General features: G+C 48.5%; 14 protein-coding genes, 1 tRNA gene and 2 pseudogenes. 9 read left to right on the top strand and 8 right to left on the bottom strand.

Going from position 1 to position 19156, the window contains the following annotated elements; all coding sequences use genetic code 11:
• Positions 1 to 40: 40 nt before the first annotated feature.
• The 3 genes from ABID13_RS24140 to ABID13_RS24150 all read right to left on the bottom strand — a co-directional run bounded on the left by ABID13_RS24140 (position 41) and on the right by ABID13_RS24150 (position 4446).
• Positions 41 to 1870, bottom strand: a complete 1830-nt coding sequence (locus ABID13_RS24140; RefSeq protein ID WP_048929626.1) for an aminopeptidase P family protein — start codon at positions 1868 to 1870, stop codon at positions 41 to 43.
• Positions 1871 to 2031: 161 nt separating this feature from the next.
• Positions 2032 to 3462, bottom strand: coding sequence for a dihydrolipoyl dehydrogenase (lpdA, locus tag ABID13_RS24145; RefSeq protein ID WP_007868139.1), 1431 nt, complete (start codon positions 3460 to 3462; stop codon positions 2032 to 2034).
• Between the two features lie 183 nt (positions 3463 to 3645).
• Entirely contained in the window at positions 3646 to 4446 is an 801-nt protein-coding gene (locus ABID13_RS24150; RefSeq protein WP_048929567.1) for an HAD hydrolase family protein, read from the bottom strand.
• Between the two features lie 79 nt (positions 4447 to 4525).
• On the opposite strand from ABID13_RS24150, the gene ABID13_RS24155 reads away from it, so the two are divergent.
• Positions 4526 to 4599: transfer RNA gene (locus tag ABID13_RS24155), tRNA-Pro, on the top strand.
• 637 nt (positions 4600 to 5236) lie between these two features.
• On the opposite strand, the pseudogene ABID13_RS24160 reads toward ABID13_RS24155, so the two are convergent.
• From ABID13_RS24160 to ABID13_RS24175, 3 genes and pseudogenes are all read right to left on the bottom strand, one after another.
• Positions 5237 to 5326 (bottom strand): annotated as a pseudogene (locus ABID13_RS24160) (IS200/IS605 family transposase); the annotation flags it as partial.
• A gap of 181 nt (positions 5327 to 5507) precedes the next feature.
• A pseudogene (locus ABID13_RS24165) lies at positions 5508 to 5960 on the bottom strand (toxin-antitoxin system HicB family antitoxin).
• A 412-nt stretch (positions 5961 to 6372) separates the two neighbouring features.
• Positions 6373 to 7458 carry a LacI family DNA-binding transcriptional regulator gene (locus ABID13_RS24175; protein ID WP_117451968.1) on the bottom strand — a complete coding sequence of 362 codons (1086 nt, stop codon included), beginning with the start codon at positions 7456 to 7458 and terminating at the stop codon, positions 6373 to 6375.
• 288 nt (positions 7459 to 7746) lie between these two features.
• Here ABID13_RS24175 and ABID13_RS24180 point away from each other — a divergent pair, with 288 nt between their 5' ends.
• The 8 genes from ABID13_RS24180 to ABID13_RS24215 all read left to right on the top strand — a co-directional run bounded on the left by ABID13_RS24180 (position 7747) and on the right by ABID13_RS24215 (position 16375).
• Complete coding sequence (locus tag ABID13_RS24180) at positions 7747 to 8973, top strand: type 1 periplasmic-binding domain-containing protein (protein ID WP_048929568.1); 1227 nt, start codon at positions 7747 to 7749, stop codon at positions 8971 to 8973.
• A gap of 132 nt (positions 8974 to 9105) precedes the next feature.
• Entirely contained in the window at positions 9106 to 10644 is a 1539-nt protein-coding gene (locus tag ABID13_RS24185; RefSeq protein WP_007868322.1) for a sugar ABC transporter ATP-binding protein, read from the top strand.
• A 20-nt stretch (positions 10645 to 10664) separates the two neighbouring features.
• A complete protein-coding gene (locus ABID13_RS24190) occupies positions 10665 to 11642 on the top strand; it encodes an ABC transporter permease (RefSeq protein ID WP_007868324.1) in 978 nt (325 codons plus the stop codon).
• 17 nt (positions 11643 to 11659) lie between these two features.
• Complete coding sequence (mtnK, locus tag ABID13_RS24195; protein WP_007868325.1) at positions 11660 to 12883, top strand: S-methyl-5-thioribose kinase; 1224 nt, start codon at positions 11660 to 11662, stop codon at positions 12881 to 12883.
• 51 nt (positions 12884 to 12934) lie between these two features.
• The gene (mtnA, locus tag ABID13_RS24200; RefSeq protein WP_007868326.1) at positions 12935 to 14035 is read left to right on the top strand and encodes an S-methyl-5-thioribose-1-phosphate isomerase; all 1101 of its coding nucleotides are present in this window, start codon (positions 12935 to 12937) and stop codon (positions 14033 to 14035) included.
• A gap of 12 nt (positions 14036 to 14047) precedes the next feature.
• The gene (locus ABID13_RS24205) at positions 14048 to 14701 is read left to right on the top strand and encodes a class II aldolase/adducin family protein (protein ID WP_048929569.1); all 654 of its coding nucleotides are present in this window, start codon (positions 14048 to 14050) and stop codon (positions 14699 to 14701) included.
• Between the two features lie 10 nt (positions 14702 to 14711).
• A complete protein-coding gene (locus ABID13_RS24210; protein ID WP_045091739.1) occupies positions 14712 to 15707 on the top strand; it encodes a dihydroxyacetone kinase subunit DhaK in 996 nt (331 codons plus the stop codon).
• A 29-nt stretch (positions 15708 to 15736) separates the two neighbouring features.
• Positions 15737 to 16375 (top strand): dihydroxyacetone kinase subunit L, encoded by a 639-nt coding sequence (locus ABID13_RS24215; RefSeq protein ID WP_048929570.1) that lies wholly within the window; start codon positions 15737 to 15739, stop codon positions 16373 to 16375.
• A gap of 454 nt (positions 16376 to 16829) precedes the next feature.
• Here the strand turns inward: ABID13_RS24215 and ABID13_RS24220 are convergent, their stop codons facing one another.
• Positions 16830 to 17294 carry a flavin reductase family protein gene (locus ABID13_RS24220; RefSeq protein WP_048929571.1) on the bottom strand — a complete coding sequence of 155 codons (465 nt, stop codon included), beginning with the start codon at positions 17292 to 17294 and terminating at the stop codon, positions 16830 to 16832.
• A gap of 206 nt (positions 17295 to 17500) precedes the next feature.
• Positions 17501 to 19135 carry a hypothetical protein gene (locus ABID13_RS24225; RefSeq protein WP_048929572.1) on the bottom strand — a complete coding sequence of 545 codons (1635 nt, stop codon included), beginning with the start codon at positions 19133 to 19135 and terminating at the stop codon, positions 17501 to 17503.
• Positions 19136 to 19156 lie beyond the last annotated feature (21 nt).

Genomic DNA, 19156 nt, shown 5'->3' on the forward strand with positions numbered 1-19156 from the left:
TCCGGTTTCTTTTTCACCGATTTTCCTTATAATCTCCGCCTTAGATCGCCGCTGTCACATCCTTCAGCCACGCCCTCTCATCCTCATTCAAATGGGGGCCGATCTTCTCATATACCTGTCTGTGATACTCATTTAAAAGCTCCACATCACGTTCTGTCATCAGCGTTTTGTCAACCACTTCCAGGTCAATGGGGGCAAATGTGAGAAATTCAAACTTCAGGAACTGCCCATACTCATTTTTTTCATCCTTTACGCACACGGTCAGGTTCTCTGTCCTGATACCGTGGCTTCCCTCTATATAAAGTCCCGGTTCATCGGATGTGATCATACCGGGCTCCAGAACCCCGTTATCCTGGCGCTCAGGCACCATTTTAAACCGGATCCCGTTAGGCCTTTCATGGCAGTTAGACAAGTAGCTGACGCCATGGCCTGTGCCATGTTCAAAGTTAAGCCCCCTGCTCCACAATGGTTCCCTGGCCACATAATCAATACTCAGTCCTCTGCAGCCGTGAAGGAACTTCACCGCTCCCAGGCGCAGCATGCTCATAAGTACCAGTGTAAAATGCTCCTTTTCCTCGTCTGTCACCGGTCCCAGCGCAATGGTCCTGGTGATATCCGTGGTTCCCTCATAATACTGGCCGCCGGAGTCCACCAGATACAGCCCCTTTGGCTCCAGGGGGATATTGGTCTCTTCCGTAGCTGAGTAATGACACATTGCCCCATGTTCCCCGTATGCGGATATGGTTGAAAAGCTGAGTCCTATGCAGCCCTCCTGTTCCATCCGCAGTTTTTCCAGGTAATCAGACACACTGATTTCATCCATGGGAATCCTGCCAATGTTTTTCTTCAGCCAGTAAATGAATTTGGTCACCGCCACGCCGTCCTTGATATGGGCATTCCTCTCATTTTCAATCTCCACATCATTCTTAACAGACTTCATCAGCGCGGTGGGGTTCATCCTGTCAATGATCTTATTGGAGCTGTCCAGCAAACGGTAGATCGCATAATTGACGCGGCTTTTCTCCAACAGCACCTTCTCATTCCTGAAACCTTCCACCATATCATAAAGTTGGTCATAAGGCAGCACCGTAACCCCAATATCTTCCAGATACTGCCTGGTGGTAATGTCCTCTCCATTATCCATATACGGATATGCCCGATGCTCCAGTACCTCCTCATTTACAAACAGATACAGCTGTTCCATGGTAACCACCACATAGGACAATACCACGGGATTATGGCGTATATCGCCACCCCGGATATTTAAAAGCCATGCAATGTCATCCATGGATGTGAGCACATGGACCGAGGCATGAGCTTTCTTCATGGCCTCTCTCACATCCTGTATTTTATCTTCGCTGCATTTTCCTGCATACTGCTGGGCCAGAACCCAGGCCGACTTTGCCGACAACTCGGGCCGGTGATCCCATATGCTTCCGATCAGATCCAGTCCATAGGATATCCTGACGTTCTTGTCTTCCAGCACATCCTCCAGATTTAACCCGGCCGCCGCATTAACCACCCGGCCGTCAAATCCAAGGCACCCCTTTGAGGGAAGCGTCTGCTCCAGATATTCCTCTACATCAGGTACGCCCTCCCGTCCCATTTTCATCATGGTCACCGAGGTTCCCTCCAGTTCATGGGAAGCCTGGACAAAATAGCGACCGTCCACCCACAGGCAGGCCTCATCCATGGTCACCACGGCCGTTCCTGCCGAGCCTGTGAATCCTGTGATATATTCCCTGCATTTAAAATGCTCTCCCACATATTCAGACTCATGAAAATCTGCTGTTGGAACCAGATATGCGTCCATCCCCTGCTCCTTCATCAAAGCACGAAGTGCACACAGTCTTTCCTGAATCACACCCATCATCTATTCCTCTCTTTCTCTTGATTAACACTTTTTCCCAAACAGTGCTGTCCAAACCTTCAGCCCATCTATCTCCCGCACCTGCGCGGGTCGTCTAACCCGTGCCATGTAACCCGCTCCATCTAACCTGCGTCATCTAATCTAACCTCACCCATGGTTCCCTACACCGGCTCACGCCTCATCGCATCCTCAATGGCGGCTCCAATCCCTTCATTATAAGTGGGCTGCGCCCTCATGGCAAAGGACATTTCTTCCGCAGTGAGCCCATTGGCGATAGCAGTGGCAATCTCCCCGATCATGTCCGTTGCACGGGGACACATCATCTGAGCGCCCACAATGGTATTGGAGTACGCCTCGAAAACCAGGCGGATAAATCCGTTCTCCTCACCGGATATGATGGACTTTCCATTGTCCCTCATGGAAAAATGTCCGCAGCGCACCTTTAGCCCGCCCTGTTTTGCCCGCTCCTCCGTAATTCCAACCGTGGCAATCTCCGGATCCGTGTAAATACAGTTTGGCACAATGGGAAGGGACACAAACATGCCGTTGGGCACTACCTCCAGCTTGACGCTGTGAGCCCTTCCCGCGATCTTTTCCACTACGTACGTGCCCTGGGCCGCCGCCACATGGGCCAGCTGTGTCCTGGCAGCCACATCCCCTATGGCAAATACGCCCGGCTCACTGGTCTCAAAATCACTGTTCACTGCAATCTTTCCATTCTGCATTTCCAGGGAAATGTCCTTGCCAAAAAGCTTATCCACATCCGGGCGCCGCCCAATGGCCATCAGCACCTGTCCTGCCCTTGTCTTTATGGGTTCACCCCCATGGTTGGGCGTGATCACACAGCTGAGGCTTCCCTCTTCCTCCATGATCTCAGTGACCGTGGCATCGCAGTATACCTGGATACCTTTGCGCCGAAGCTCCTTTTCCAGTTCCGCCGACATGACGTCATCCATGGGAGCCATCAGGTGCTTCTGCTTTTCCACAATGGTCACGCTGGAGCAGAGATTGCTGAACATGGTTGCAAATTCCACTGCGATCACGCCTCCGCCCATAATGGTCAGGCGGTCAAAATTCCAGTTTTCCGCTGCCAGAAGCCTGTCGCTGTTCCACACTCCCGGCAGGCTTGCCCCAGGTATGTCGTTCATCATGGGGACGGCTCCTGTTGCTATTATGACTGCATTTCCCTGAAGAAATTCGCGTCCGCCTTCCGCCAGTTCTACCTCCACGGTCCTGTCCCTGCGCAGGGTGGCTGTCCCGTGTATGATCTCCACTTTCTCCCGGTCAAATCCGGCCTCTATGCCTTCGCGGTATTTTGCCACGGCCTGCTTTTTGTATTTCTGCATCTTTCCGAAATCAAAGGCAATAAAGTCCGTTGATACGCCAAACACATCGCAGTTCTGCATCATATGGAACATGTTGGATGCATGAAGCAATGCTTTTGTGGGGATACAGCCCCTGTTGACGCAGGTACCGCCTATTTTCTTTGCCTCAACCAGCGCCACCGAAAGGCCAAACTGCGATGCCTTTTGTGCCGCTGTATATCCGCCTGGTCCTGCCCCAATGATTACCACGTCAAAATTTCTTGCCATATCAAATCTCCATTTCTTTTATGTAACTGTTCAGGGCGGCTCATCTTCTTGACCGGAAAACCGGTCAAGAAGCATCGGATGTCCATCCGATGTGAAAATGGGGACGAAAACGGACTTATAAGCAAGCTTAACGCCCGCTTTTGCCCCCATTTTCCCGCCGTCCTGAACTGTTACCCTTTTATTTTAGATCCATCCAAAATGCCTGCAGGCTTTCCAGACCCCATCCCTGTCAATATCGTCCGTAACATAGTCAGCCACTGCCTTCAGCTCATCCACTGAGTTTCCCATGGCGATCCCGATCCCCGCCTCCCGGACAATCTCATAATCATTCATGCTGTCTCCAAATGCAATGGTGTGCTCCATACCGATCCCGTAAAACTCGCAGATACGCATAAGCCCTTTTGCCTTGGACGCCTCCCGTTCCACCACATCAGCTCCCATATTTCCAGAAAACATGGGGAATTTAAAATCCGGAAAATGCTCCTCCATCTCCTTGGCCCCCTGGGGCCCTCCTATGTATGCCAGGGTCCTCACCGGCAGCTCCATCAGCTCCCAGCCATCCCTGTAATTGCGCTCCGACACTCCCCAGCGGATCTCATCCATGCGGGTAACCCCTTCCGGATGAATATAATAATCATATCCTCCCGTGCTGATCCCCATGGAATAGCCATGCTCATCCGCATAGGACAGCAAAGACCTCAGCCGGTCCTTGTCCATCAGATGCTCAAACAGGACATTTCCTCCTGCTACCACCCGGGTGCCGTTCATATGAATGACCCCGTCCGGTTTGATGATATCGCAGTACATGGAACTCATTTCGTGGTCCATGTTTCTTCCGCTGGCAATGACGATCACGGAATCCTTCCTAATATGCTCCAGGGCCTCCATTGCGCTGGGAGGGACCTCCCATGTCTTGTGATCCAGTAACGTCATGTCAAGATCGAAGCTGAAAATCCGCTTTTTTACTGCATTTTCCTGTGTCATTCTTATTTTCTCCTGAATAAATTAAAATTAGGGCTTTTCAAAATGAAAAATCTTTGCTATAATCATAGAGGTTCGAGAACGGAGTATGGCGTAGCTTGGTAGCGCGCTCGGCTGGGGGCCGAGAGGTCGCAGGTTCAAATCCTGTTACTCCGACTGTGGAAACCCTTGATTTTACTGGAAATCAAGGGTTTTTTGTTACCTTGTCATCAGTTTACATAAAGCATTTTCCCAACAATCTTCTAACAATCTTCCAACACTTTTTCTACGCCGGCAGCCGAATCAAGTTATTTTACCTTCTCTTCCGCACCTTTTTCTAATGCAAGTACACTGAATTTTCCACTTAGAACAGAGCCTATGTTACTCTCGGGATACGTTCGGGATACGTTTTCCTTGTGTATTGTAAAAGTTCAATACTGCATAACAGCACTTTCCTTTAGTTTGTAAGCTACCAGTCATATATCCCATCTTCCTTTGTCCGGCAACTCTGCAAATGAATCATTGCTATTATACCCCAAACACAGATAATCTTCAAGATAAGCTGATTGGATACGGTAAAGACACCCAATTCTTTTGGATTTCGCTGTTCCTGACCGAAGCAGTTTGTAAACACTGCTTCGGCTAATACCGAGAATCTGTGTTATCACGGATATAAGACCGGCCACTGCATCTAAACAGTGCCGCAAAGGCCAGATTAAAGCGTTTAAAGCCGGATGTGAATGGCGCATTACTCGACTTGCATCAGAGCATTATATTTATGATGCCAGTCATTATTCACCTTAGAAACATGATACCCATAGATTGCTTTTCTTCTAAATTTGGGTGCAAATATAATATGGTATTTACACATCCAACTCATATGTGTTAATGTATTTTTGTCCATTAGGGCACCCCAAGTTTTTTATTTGTGGCTTGTTAACCTACTTTTATTATAGCTGGAAGTTTTGAATATAACTAGAAGTTTGACTCCCTCCCCCTGTAAAACAGGGTTAAAAACCATCTGGCAACATCACCTTTGCCTGTAATTTACCGTACCAGAGCTTTACTCTTTTGCATGTTTATCATTAATTTGAGCACCCAACACTACTTGTTATCCACAGATACATCATTTTTGCCAAGAGATACACGCAGTATTGATTCATACTTACCCCTTCCCGTTTGGAGTGCTGTGTCAGCTGCCGGTGCAATGATTTCGGCAAACGCAGTTTAAACTGGCCTGAATACTTTTCCAAATCATCCGGCTCCAAAATATCACAGCCTGACTCTAGAGCGTATTTGAAAATAACATACAGCCGGCAGAAAGCAATTTTCAAACAGGCTCTAGCGCTGCTTCCAGCCATGCCAACTTTGCATCCTTAACATTGGCTATTGCCGCTTCCATCGTATCCGTGCAAGTAATACGCCCCTTTAAATCAGGATATGACACCACATAACCTCCCTCGGATATATCTTCCACTGTCTCCATTCTGTACCCTCAGCGTACAAGGAAGCTTGATATATTCATCAATCGTTCCCATGATCTGACGCCCCACTTCCCACAACTTCCTTTACCATCTGGACATATACTTTTTTAATCGGCTCATGCTTTGGGTTCGTTATCGGCATACAGCCTGGCTTACAAAATGTATTAGGTTGTAACCACCTCCGAACTCCTTTGGGACCATCTGCTCCACCGTTGTATCCCCAGGGCAGCGAAAGACGCTTTTGATTCACTCCAGCCGGCCATAATCAACCTATCTCATGGTCTTTCTTGCATCCAAACCGGCAAAGTTAAGCATAGGAGCCATTTATACGGATGACAGGGGTGGTGATCACAGCAGATGTTCGGCAGTCTGAACTCCATGGAAATACACATATATAAAAGTCACGGCCTTTAGAAACCAGGACCGTGACTTTTCTGCATACAGATAATAACTTCCACTCACACATCTAAAGAACCGATGTCAAATCCTTCACACTGGACCTCACAACCAGCCGCCCGGTGATCTGCGTTTTCATAGGCATGAAACGCGGATCCTCAATCAGCTGCATCAGTTGGATGACAGACTGCTTGCCCATGATGTTCCGCTGCACATGGATGGTGGTGAGGGCAGGGGAACTGATCGAGGAATAGGGGATGTCGTCAAAGCCCATAAGGGACACATCCTGGGGGATTTTATATCCCTTTTCCTTCAGGGCCTTCATTGCCCCCAGCGCTATGGTATCATTCTCAGCGAAAAAGCAGGGCGGAAGGATTGGCTTTTGCTCCAGAACCCGTGCAAAATCATCCCGCGCCCCCAGCATGGTGGGTTTTACACGAAATTCATTGCGCGGGTCAAAATGGAAATCCATTTCTTTTACGTATTTGATAAAAGCATCGTGTCGCTCGTTGAAGTTCTCGGCTCCCGTGGTACTGCCCAGGTAGCCCAGTTCGGTGTGTCCGCATTTTCTTAAATACTGCAGGGCGATGTACACATTCTCTCCATTGTTCATGCATACACTGCTGCAGTAATGGTTGGGAACCGTATTATCCACCACCACATAAGGGATGGGGATGGAATCCAGATGTACGAAATCCTCCCTCATGACTTCTGTGGCAATCAAGAACATTCCGCAGTATTTGCTGTAATCCAGCGAATCAAGGGCGGATTTAAGGCCTGTCTTTACCACGGTCAGGGTCATGCCAATCTGCTCTGCACGGAGCTGTTCTTCAATTGAATCAATAATCATGGTAATAAACCCCTGGTTCTCTTCTACCAACAGACCGCTTTTATAAAATTTCACCACAAGTACATTCTTACCGCTTTTAGGTTTGCGGACAGGAGGCATGTACTGGTAAGTCTTAAGTGCGTCTAATACCTTTTTACGTGTCTCCTCGCTTACCCCTTTTTTACCGTTTAACACAATGGAAATGGTTGCGGGTGAAACACCAATCTGCTTGGCCAGTTCTCTGACAGTCATATGGTTTCTCCCTTTCCGGAATGCAGAAAGAATGCAGTAAACATCTTTAAACAATCCCTGTAACTTACGAATCATACTATGATGAGATTATAGCACACGGTATGAAATGGGTCAATTCTTTACAGAGAAAACAATATGTGTTTACTAAACAACATATAATACAGCAGTAACCAGGGGCATATTATTTTTTGATTTGTTCAACCAAAATGCACAATAAATATAATTTAATATGTAAAATAATAACAAATATGTCAAATATATATTGACACGCCAAAAGAATCGTTGTACTATTTAGTTAACACGTAGGGAGCAGTTCAAATAATGTTTAGTAAACAATTCCAATAAAAAGGAGGAAACGTACGAATGAAAAAAATGAAAAAAGTGGTCAGTGTGATTGCGGCAATTACCGTGGCAGCATCATTGCTGGCAGGGTGCGGCGGTTCAGGCGGTTCAGGAGCCACCACGGCAGCTGAGACCAAGACGGCGGAGACCACGGCGGCGCAAGCAGAGACAAAAGCAGCACAAGCAGAAACCGCAGAAGCAACAGCTGCAGAGGAAAACCCGGTGGCAGGCAAAAAAGTAGCTTATATCATGCTTCTGCCATCCGCAACCATCTTCCAGATGTGGAAGGATTCCTGCGCATCCCTTTGCGATGCCCTGGATGTAAAGTTTGATTTCTTTTTCTGTGACGGTGATTTTAACAAGTGGCAGGACACCATCCGTACCTGTGCATCTGCGGGATATGACGGACTGCTGGTCAGCCATGGCAACCAGGATGGTTCTTATGTATTCTTAAAGGAGATCACAGAGCAGTATCCGGACCTGGAGATTGTTACATTTGACACTCAGTTTTACACCGATGGCGAGTATCAGAAGCTTCCGGGCGTTACCCAGATGTTCCAGCAGGATGAGTCTCTGGTAACCGTTCTGCTTGACCAGATGATCGAGGAGTACGGTGAGGGCGTCCGCCTGATTAAGGTATGGAGAGGCCCTAACTACAACAGCCCGTTTGACCGCCGTGAGGTCGGCTGGCAGAAATATGAGGCGGAAGGCAAGATTGTGACGGTAGGCGAGGTACAGCCGCTGCAGGATTCAGTTGATTCCGCCAATACGGTTACAGCCGCATATCTCCAGGGCGTTAACCGTGCGGATGTGGACGGCATCATTGCTTATTATGATCTGTACGGCCAGGGTGTTTATAATGCAATTGCTGAGAATGACAATTTTAATGGCAAGAATGGCGATGCACTTCCCATGGCGTCTGTTGACATTGACCCGGTCGACATTACCAATATGCAGACCCGTCCCGACATCTGGACCGCGGCAGGCACCACTGACTGGACCATGAACGGAGAAATCGGAATGCGTATCCTGATGCTGCAGCTTGCAGACCAGTATGACAAGATTTTTGACCCGGCAACCGGAAAGAACGGTGTGGACGTGGTAGAGGTTCCGGGAACCGCAATCAAGGCTGATGCGCTTCAATCAGATTCCACAGTAGAAAACCTGGGGACTATCGCAGGTGAAACTTACGGTAACCTGGACTATCTGTCTGAAGCAGACTGGATGCCAAAGGATTTAATCCACTAATAAGCTGACAGTGAAAAACGAGGTTTTCTTTCGCACACAAAACCATAGGCAATCGTTTTTTAAAGGGAAGCGCGGGTTTTGGCCTGCGTTTCCTTTTTTTAAAAAGATTTTATCGCTGAAAAGAGGGACTCCATGGATAGGATCAAATTAGAGACAAAACGTGTTTCCATTGAATTTCCAGGTGTCAAAGCACTTGATGATATTGATTTTGAAGTGACAACCGGTGAAATCCGCGCAGTGGTTGGAGCCAACGGCGCGGGCAAGTCAACGTTGATGAAGGTGCTGGCAGGGGCCAATTCCAATTATACGGGGGAAGTGTTCTTAAATGATAAAAAGGTTGAGATCAGAACACCGGTGGATGCAAAAAAACTGGGAATACAGATTGTTTATCAGGAAGTGGATACTGCATTGTATCCTACTTTATCAGTGGCAGAGAATATTGTCCAGAACGATATGGTCATGGGAAAGAGCGGCTATATCGTAAACTGGAATAAGGCATATAAACAGGGGCGCGCGGCCCTGGACCGGCTGCATATCAGCCGTGACCAGGTGGATGAACATGAGCTGGTACAGAACCTGTCCCTGGCTCAGAAACAGATGGTGCTCATTGCCAAGGCTATCCGGTCAGAATGCAATTTTCTGATTCTTGACGAGCCGACAGCTCCTTTGAGCAATACGGAAACAGAGGAACTGTTCCGTATTGTGCAGCATTTACATAAAACAGAAAATATAGCAATTCTTTTTATCTCCCACCGGTTAAATGAAATTCTGGAAATATGTGAGAATTATACGGTGATGCGAAATGGTAAGATCATTGACACAACGCCGGTAACAGGGCAGACAACCACAAAAGAGATTGTGGAGAAAATGCTGGGACGTGCCTTTGAAGAAAATTTTCCAAAAGAAGCCTGTGAAATCGGTGAAATGCTGTTTGAAACCCTGCATTTATCCGGCGCACGCGGCAAGGTAAAGGATGTTTCCATCCAGGTAAAGAGCGGCGAGGTGGTTGGAATCGCAGGTCTGGTGGGCGCAGGCAAATCCGAACTCTGTAAAACCCTTTTCGGCGCATTTAAAATGACCGATGGCAAAATCATGCTTAAGGGCAGGGAGTTGAAGATAGCAAACCCATCGGGCGCAGTGAAGAACCGCATGGCCCTGGTGCCTGAGGAAAGACGTAAAGAGGGGGTTTTGGTTCATGAAAATGTCAGTTTCAACTTATCAGCCGCATGCCTCTCCCGATTTTGTACCGGTCCTTTTATCCGCAGGCGAAGGGTTGACGCCAATGCCAAACGGTATGTAGAGGACCTTGGAATCTCCACGCCCAGCGTGAGACAGCAGGTAAAAAATCTTTCCGGCGGTAACCAGCAAAAGGTTGCGGTTGGAAAATGGCTGGCAGCGGACTGTGATATCTATATCTTTGACGAACCCACAAAAGGAGTGGATGTGGGAGCAAAGCAGGATATATTCCATCTGATCAACCAAATCGCCAAACAGGGCCACGGAGTGATCTACGCATCCTGCGAAAACTCTGAGCTGCTGTCCTTAACAGATCGGATGTATGTGATGTATAACGGAACGGTGATGGCGGAACTGGAGACAGCTAAGACCACGGAGGATGAGATCATGTACTACTCGGTTGGCGGAACAGATAATAAAAACCGGATTCAATAGACAGGAGGGATACTGTAGCAATGAAAAGTCGTACAAATGTTAAAAGGTTTCTAGTGGATTGGGCTGCAGTCCTGGCATTGCTTGTTTGCTTTATCGCATTTACAGGGTATAAAGGAAGCGCCTTTATGTCGGGAAGCAATATGGTTAATATCCTTAGGGCAATGGCCATCAATACGGTATTTGGAATCGCAGCAACCATTACCATGGCACCGGACGGATTCGATATGTCTGCCGGAACACTGGCAAGCTGTTCTGCCTATGTGTTCGTATCAGCCTATCTGTGGCTTGGGATGTCCCTGGGGATGTCCATCATTACCTGTATTTTTGCTACCCTGGTCATGTACCAGCTGACCATGTTCCTGATCCTTGTGTGCAAAATTCCGGACATGCTTGCCACTTGTGCACTGATGTTTGTCCATCAGGGTATCGGTCAGTGGTATATTGGCGGAGGCGCAGTATCCACGGGCATGAAGACCTCCTGGGGGGCTATGCCTGCCCGCACCGCTCTTTCGGAATCATTTTCAGCCATCGGACGTGCGCCGTGGATTATCATTATCATGCTGGGATGTGTGTTTGTGGCTTATCTTTTCCTTAATTTTACCAAACATGGCCGTTATCTTTATGCCATGGGCGGAAACAAGGAGGCCGCCAAGCTGTCCGGCATCGATGTTAAGAAGTACCGCTATCTGGCAGGTATGATTACCGCAGTGTTCATTGCGGTCGGCGGTATCCTGGTGGCATCCAGAGGAAGTTCCGCACAGGTTATGTGCTGTGACAATTACCTGATGCCTTCGCTGGCAGCTGTTTTCGTGGGACGCACCGTAGGCGGCGCGGAGAAGCCCAATGCGCTGGGAACCATGATTGGCGCCATGCTGGTGTCCACGCTGGAGAACGGGCTTACCATCTGTGCTGTCCCGTTCTATGTTCTGCCTGCAGTAAAGGGCGCTGTTCTGGCACTTGCGCTTATTGCAGCTTATGCATCTAAGAGAGAAGATTAAGTGGGAGGTTACTACATATGTCAAGATTTAATCATTATTTTCAGATGAATGTGGATGATGTTATCGAATACACGCTGGAGAAGGCAGGGGAGATTCCCTGGGACCGCGATTCCATGGAAGCAATCGTACCATCGTCCCATGGCAACTTAAACTATGTGTACCGGGTCTGGGACGGCAAAGGCCATTCCATCTATATCAAGCAGGCGGGAACCGAGGCCAGGATATCCAAGGATATGAAGCCTTCCAGGGACAGAAACCGCCTGGAATCCGAAATCCTTATGCTGGAAGATAAGTTCGCGCCCGGTATGGTGCCTCATGTGTATTTCTTTGATACCATAATGTGCGCCTGCGGAATGGAAGACTGTTCTGACTATGCGGTCATGCGGGATGCCATGCTGAGACATGAGACTTTTCCAAAGTTTGCTGAAGACGTATCCACCTTTATGGTAAATACGCTGCTGCTGAGCAGCGACATTGTCATGGACCACAAAGATAAAAAAGAGCTGGTTAAAAAGTTTATTTCACCGGACCTCTGTGATATTACGGAAAAACTGGTACTTATGGAGCCTTACAATGACTTGAATAACCGCAACAATGTATATGCGCCCAATGGGGATTTTGTAAAAAGGGAGCTTTACGGTGACGAAGCCCTTCATTTGGAAGTTGCAAAGCTTAAATTCCGTTTTATGACTGATGCCCAGGCTCTTTTGCAGGGGGACCTTCACACCGGCTCGATCTTCATCCGTCAGGACGCCACAAAGATTTTCGACTCTGAATTCGGGACCTACGCCCCCATGGGCTATGACATCGGCAATGTGATCGCAAATCTGATTTTTGCATATGACAACGGCCTTTCCACGGATGACGCACCTTTCTGCGGCTGGATTTTAAAGACCATTGAGGAAACAGTGGATCTCTTTATAGAAAAGTTCAGCAAAAAGTATGATGAAGCGGTAACCGAACCCATGGCCAAGGTAAAAGGATTCAAGGCGTGGTATTTTGACGGTATACTTCGGGACACTGCGGGTTACGCGGGAACAGAACTGCATCGCAGGACCGTGGGCATGGCCAATGTTGTGGATGTGACAACAATAACGGATGAAAAAAAGCGCCTTCTTGCGGAACGGATCAATATCCTGGCCGGAAAAGACTATATCATGAACCAAGGTTCCTTTAGGACCGGTGCCGATTTTGTGGCAGCGGTAAAAAGGGCAAAGGAAGCGGCGGAAAAGACACTTTGAAATGGACAGCATCATACAAAACTGCTCTTAAGGTAAAGGAGGCATGAAGCCATGACGGTTGAAGAATTTTTTGACAAAGTAATTACGGTCCGCATGAAGGAGGACAGGAGCGCGCTGGATATTATTGACCAGACCCTTCTTCCGGGCACCATTAAACGAATCCGGATCAGCACAAAAGAGGAAATCTGGGAGGCCATCAAGAAGCTGAAGGTACGGGGGGCGCCGGCCATCGGAGCAGCGGCCGCCTATGGAATCGCATTGCTGTCCTCACGCATCACCGCGGACCGGTACGAAACCTTTTATCCGGAATTTAAGGAATTAAAGGATTACCTGGCTTCCTCCAGGCCCACTGCGGTCAATCTGTTTTGGGCGCTGAACCGTATGGACAGAACCGTGGCTGCCAATCAGGAAAAGGATGTTGCAGAGATTAAGGAACTTCTTTTTCAGGAAGCAGATGCTATCCGTGAGGAAGATGTCCAAATCAGCCGAGTGATCGGAGAGATTGGTTTTGGACTGTTAGAGGAGCTTAAGCAGGAGGGAAAAGAGATTGGCATCATGACCCACTGCAATGCAGGCACACTTGCCACTGCAAAGTACGGCACCGCAACGGCCCCCATGTACATTGCACTGGAAAAGGGCTGGCCGGGAACGGCCATGCACGTTTATTGTGATGAGACCAGGCCGCTGCTCCAGGGCGCCCGTCTTACCTCATTTGAACTGTATAACGCAGGTATCACAACAACTCTGCAGTGTGATAACATGGCCTCTATCCTAATGCAGTCCGGAAAGATAGATATTATTTTCGTGGGCTGTGACCGGGTTGCAATGAACGGTGATTCGGCCAATAAGATCGGAACCAGCGGCGTGGCGATTCTGGCAAAGCATTATGGGATTCCCTTCTATGTGTGCGCGCCCACATCCACCATTGATATGGACACACCAACCGGAAAGGAGATTCCCATTGAGATGCGAAGCCCCGATGAGGTGACACAGATGTGGTATAAGGAGCGTATGGCTCCTGAGGGTATCCATGTGTATAATCCTGCCTTTGATGTGACGGACCATTCGCTGATAACAGGCATCATCACGGAAAAGGGAATGTGCCACGCACCCTTTGACAAGGCGTTTGAAATACTGGGAATCGGAAAGTAGGAGGAACATGATATGCTTGAGGTATTAAAAGAACAAGTGGTTGCAGCGGCAAAGGAAGCGGACCGGCTTGGCATGTGCAAACATAAGTCGGGCAACTTCAGTATATATGACCCGGAAACAGGGTATGCGGTCATCACACCCAGCGGGGTGTCCAGGGATGTGCTTACAGCAAAACATATTTGTGTCATGGATCTGGACGGCAAGGTGATTGAGCGGCTGGAGGATTTAAAACCGTCCAGTGAGGCCATGATGCACCTGTATATTTATAAGGAACGAAAAGACATTCTGGCAATTGTACATACACATGCCCGGTATTCAACTGCATTTGCCATCATGAACAAGCCGATTCCGCCTATTGCGTATGAAAGCGCGTACCTGGGGAAAACGGGCATGGTTCCCGTGGCGCCCTACGGAAGGGCGGGAACCGTTGACCTGGCATGGAAGGTGGCAGATGTTATGAAAGATCACGAAGTCTGCCTCATGGAAAGCCATGGCGCCATTGCGGCAGGAAGCAGCCTTGAGGATGCCTTCTTAAAGGCACAGTATGTGGAGGAAATTGCTGAGATGTATTATATTACCCTTGCCAGCACAGGCGGAGCCGAGCCAAAAGCGCTGCCTGTGGAAGAACTTGAGAAATGGGCCTATCCAAAAGAAATCATTCTCTAAGGAGGACGCTATGAAAAAGATAATCAATGCCCCCGAGCAGTATACGGATGACATGCTTAACGGTATTTACGCGGCGCACCCCGATATGGTTAAATACACTGAAAATGATTTGCGCTGCTATTGTATTGCGCAGAAAAAGCAGGGCAAGGTGGCAATCATAACAGGCGGAGGAACCGGGCATCTGCCCCTGTTCCTTGGCTATGTGGGCGAAAACCTGCTGGACGGCTGCGGTGTGGGCGGCGTGTTCCAGTCTCCTTGTGCAGAGCAGATATATAATGTGGCAAAAGAGGTGGAATCAGGAGCCGGAATCCTGTTCCTCTATGGGAACTATACAGGCGATATCATGAATTTTGACATGGCGTCCGAACTGCTGGAAATGGATGACATTAAAACCGCAAGCATTGTGGGTGCGGATGATGTGCTCTCCAATAAGGATGTGGCGGTGCGCCGGGGGGTGGCAGGCATATTCTTCATGTATAAATGTGCCGGGGCCAGAGCCGCCCGGATGGGGACACTGGAAGAGGTACTGGCAGCAGCAAAAAAGGCAAAAGACAATACCCGCACCGTTGGCTTTGCCCTGACTCCCTGTATCATCCCGGAAATCGGCCGCTCCAATTTCACACTGGCAGACGGCGAGATGGCATTTGGAATGGGCATCCATGGAGAACCGGGTGTATGGAACGGGCCGGTGAAGACCGCGGATGAACTGGCCGGCGAGTCGGTGGACAAAATATTAAGTGATATGCCTCTGGGTGCAGGTGAGGAAGTCTGTGTGCTGATAAACGGACTGGGCGCAACCAGCCAGGAGGAGCTGTACATCCTTTCAGGAAGCGTACACAAGCTTCTGAATAAAAAGGGTATCAGGATCCACCGTACTTTTGTAGGCGAATATGCCACCAGCATGGAAATGGCCGGGGCATCTGTTTCCATCTGCCGTATGGCGGATGAAGAGATGAAACAGTGGATAGATATGCCTGTGCACACGCCGTTTTACACCCAGGTATGATGATTCCGGATCTGTGAAGGAGGAAAAGGATGGACAGCATAAGATATCATGAACTCCCTGCATTCTTTCAGGGTGCAGCGGAAATCTTTGCAGAGAAAAAGGAGGAACTCTGTGAGATGGATGCAAAAATGGGTGACGGAGACCTGGGTCTGACCATGGAGAAAGGCTTCGGTGCCCTGCCCCGGTTAATTCGTGAGAATGGGGAGGATGGGAATATTGGAAAAACATTAATGAAGGCAGGCATGAAAATGTCCGGTCTTGTTCCGTCCACCATGGGTACCCTGATGGCCAGCGGAATCATGGAAGGCGCCAAGGTCCTTGGCGGAAAGGCGGAGATGGGGCCAAAAGAGTTTTCTGAATTCCTGGATGGCTTTGCCAGGGGAATTGAACGCCGGGGAAAATGCCGTCCCGGCGACCGGACACTTCTGGACGCAATGGATGCAGCCGCTAAAAAAGCACTGGAAGCCAGCAAAGACGGAGCGGATATGGTTACGGTAATCCATGCAGCTGTGGAAGGTGCAAGGGCCGGTGCCGCAGCCACCAAAGATATGCTGCCCAAGTTTGGTAAAGCCGCAGTGTTCTCAGCCAGGGCCAAAGGGATTCCTGACCAGGGGGCGGTGGCGGGACAGTATTTGCTGGAGGGAATGGAACGATATTTCCTTTCATAAAATCATTATGGAGCTGTCGGGAAACAGGCAGCTCTAAAAAAATCCCCCTAGATATTTCTATCCGTGGGGAAGCGTTCGTCACATTTCCGGGCTCCGATCAACTCCATGTCAATCGGAGCTCATCCCCTGCGCCCATTCTCTTTTTAGAATCCGCCTAACTATATGGAAACTAAATATTCAAGTTTAAAATATGATTTGACAGTCTAGTTAAATACCGATCCTGCCGCTATGAACATCATAATCATGCCTACTGTTTCAATGACCTTTTAATTACATCATCTCCTGCCGGCAATTATTTTTCAAAATATGCCCATGGTATCCGGTAAAGTTTTCCACCAGATATAAAATCCCAAAAAAGGCACCGCAGCACAAAGCCTTACCGCTCCGTACCGCAGCACCTTATTTCTTTTATCCCTTATCCCTTTGCCAGGTATATAAAACATAATACCACCCGCTACCCAGGAAAATATGTCTCCGCATCATATAAAAGTACCTTATCCGAAAATACTTCTCCGTCCACAACCTCTGCAATTACCAGAACGTGGTCTCCCAGGTCGATACACCTGCTCACTTCACAATCCAGCCATGCCGCTGAACCATTGACCACAGGCATTCCTTTTTTATTCACCTCACAGGACACCAGCTTGGACTTGTCCACGTTTCTCCCCGACTGGGTACCACAGATCCTGGCAGCCTGTTCCTGCCCCTCTGCCAGCACGGAAAGCGAAAACTTCTCCTGCTCCCTCACAAGCCCGGCCGTGAGATGGCTGGCACCAATTGCCACTGCCAGCTGGTTGGGATTTGCCGACACCTGCGTCACCCATGCAGCTGTCATTAGATTATATGTTTCATCCTTCTTTGATCCGATCACATAGACTCCCTGGGAAAGGGAATTCATACATTTTGATATGGTTGACATATGATTTCTCTGCCTCCTTGCGCATATTTACTTTTATCGTTCCATGAAACAGCTCTTGAACCTATTCTAGTATCAGTTTGATTATACGCCTTTTGTGCAGATACTTCCATCCTATATTTTGCCTGTCAGCTATCATATTTTGCGCAGATGACTATTAGGCATAATTATCTATTTTAGTGCAGTTAGCCAACCATCCCTATCCATCCTTAATCATCCCTGTTCCCACGCTTTAACTCCAAAGCCCCCGCGGCCAGATATCCATGGCTTTTCCCCTCCGCGCTGTCAGTGATCCAAAATGAATATAGTTTTCCATTTTTCAAAATGAACCTGAGACGTATTTTGTCCCCCGGCAGGTCCAGGAAGTCCCTTGTTTTCCACCGGATCCTGTATTTTGTCCGGTCCTGGGCCATTGTGACACAGTCCGCAGCCGAATAGCCTGGGATCACATTTCCGCCTTCATCCAGGACTTCCACTGCCAGCTCCCCTTTGGGACAGTCTGCATTTACAAACACATACTCTCCCTGATATTTCAGTATTTCTGTGGTCAGTTCCCCCTTTTCGTCCTGCGGTTTCATGGCTGCAAACCCGTCACGCCTCAGTTTTGCGATTCCCATGGCTCCCCCGGAATATTTATGGGTACCAAACACAGGGGATTCTCCTGAAAATGCCGAATAAAAAAACCATATCTCATCTCCCACAACCGTACAGATGCCGTTGGCCGGATGGAGATATCCATAATCCCATTCCCCACATATGCGGGAAGATGACAGGAAATTATCATAGGTCGGCCTGTGGAAATGAAACCCGTCCCTGCTGAATGCCAGTTTCAGATCATTTATCTTTGGCATCCCTGTCTTTTCACACACAAAATTGGGAGGGCCCATAAAAACGGAATAAACACCCAGCATCACACTTTCATATGCCACCGCATCCAGATTGTATAGTTGTGTGTAATATCCCATCTCCGGGTCCGGCTTATCATAGATATCCGTCCTTGCCCAGAATCGGATATCATCCTGCGTCCATTGGCTGCCCCTGAAGAAATCATCTGTTTCATAATATCCCCGCACTCTTACCCGGCTGTCCAGCTTGGAAAATGTCCTCATGCTGTATACCCACTTGTTCCGGAAAGGGTTGTGGAAAAAGGTGGTGTTATCCCCTGAAGGACCTGTCTGCCCCGCCTCCTTCCAGTGGATCCCATCTGAAGATTGGTATAAAACAGTCATCTCCCTGGGGGGAATGGATTGGGGATCGTCATGTGCATGCTTGGGTTTTAAATGATAATATCTGTAGTCTTTGTCAAAACACCTGTAAAAGGTCAGCATTTTATAGCGTTCTTCCAGGTTATCTGTATCCGGGTCCATCCAGACCGCATCCCCATCCCTCATATATCCGGGAACATGCTCCAATACCCGGTCCGTTTTGGAGCCGGATGCAAGTTGGCTTAAACGGGTCCAATGCAGCCCGTCTTTGCTCTCGGCATAGGCGCTGCCGTCAAACCATCCGGCCTGGTACCACATTTTAAACATTCGGTCATAAGTATCATAAAACACGCCTCCATTAAAAGGGCTGGCACAGGTGCAATAGCCATCATTTAATTCCATATCTGTCTCGGGCCGGAAAACAGGGGCTTCTGATGTCTTTGGAGACGGGAACTCGCGGATCAGATCTGTGTGACTAATCAGGAAATCATCCACAAACAGCTGCCTTCCAATTGAAATATCGATGTAGTCCGGTTTATTTTCCAGGTACGGAACCGGCAGCGGCTTGTCCAGCGTCTCCTCCTTGTAACGGGGTGGCCATATATCAGGCAAAATTATATTATTATACAGTCGTTCCATGATACTCCTTTTATTTCTCAA

Source organism: Enterocloster citroniae (assembly GCF_040545455.1).
In the GTDB taxonomy this organism is placed as follows: Bacteria; Bacillota; Clostridia; order Lachnospirales; family Lachnospiraceae; genus Enterocloster; species Enterocloster citroniae.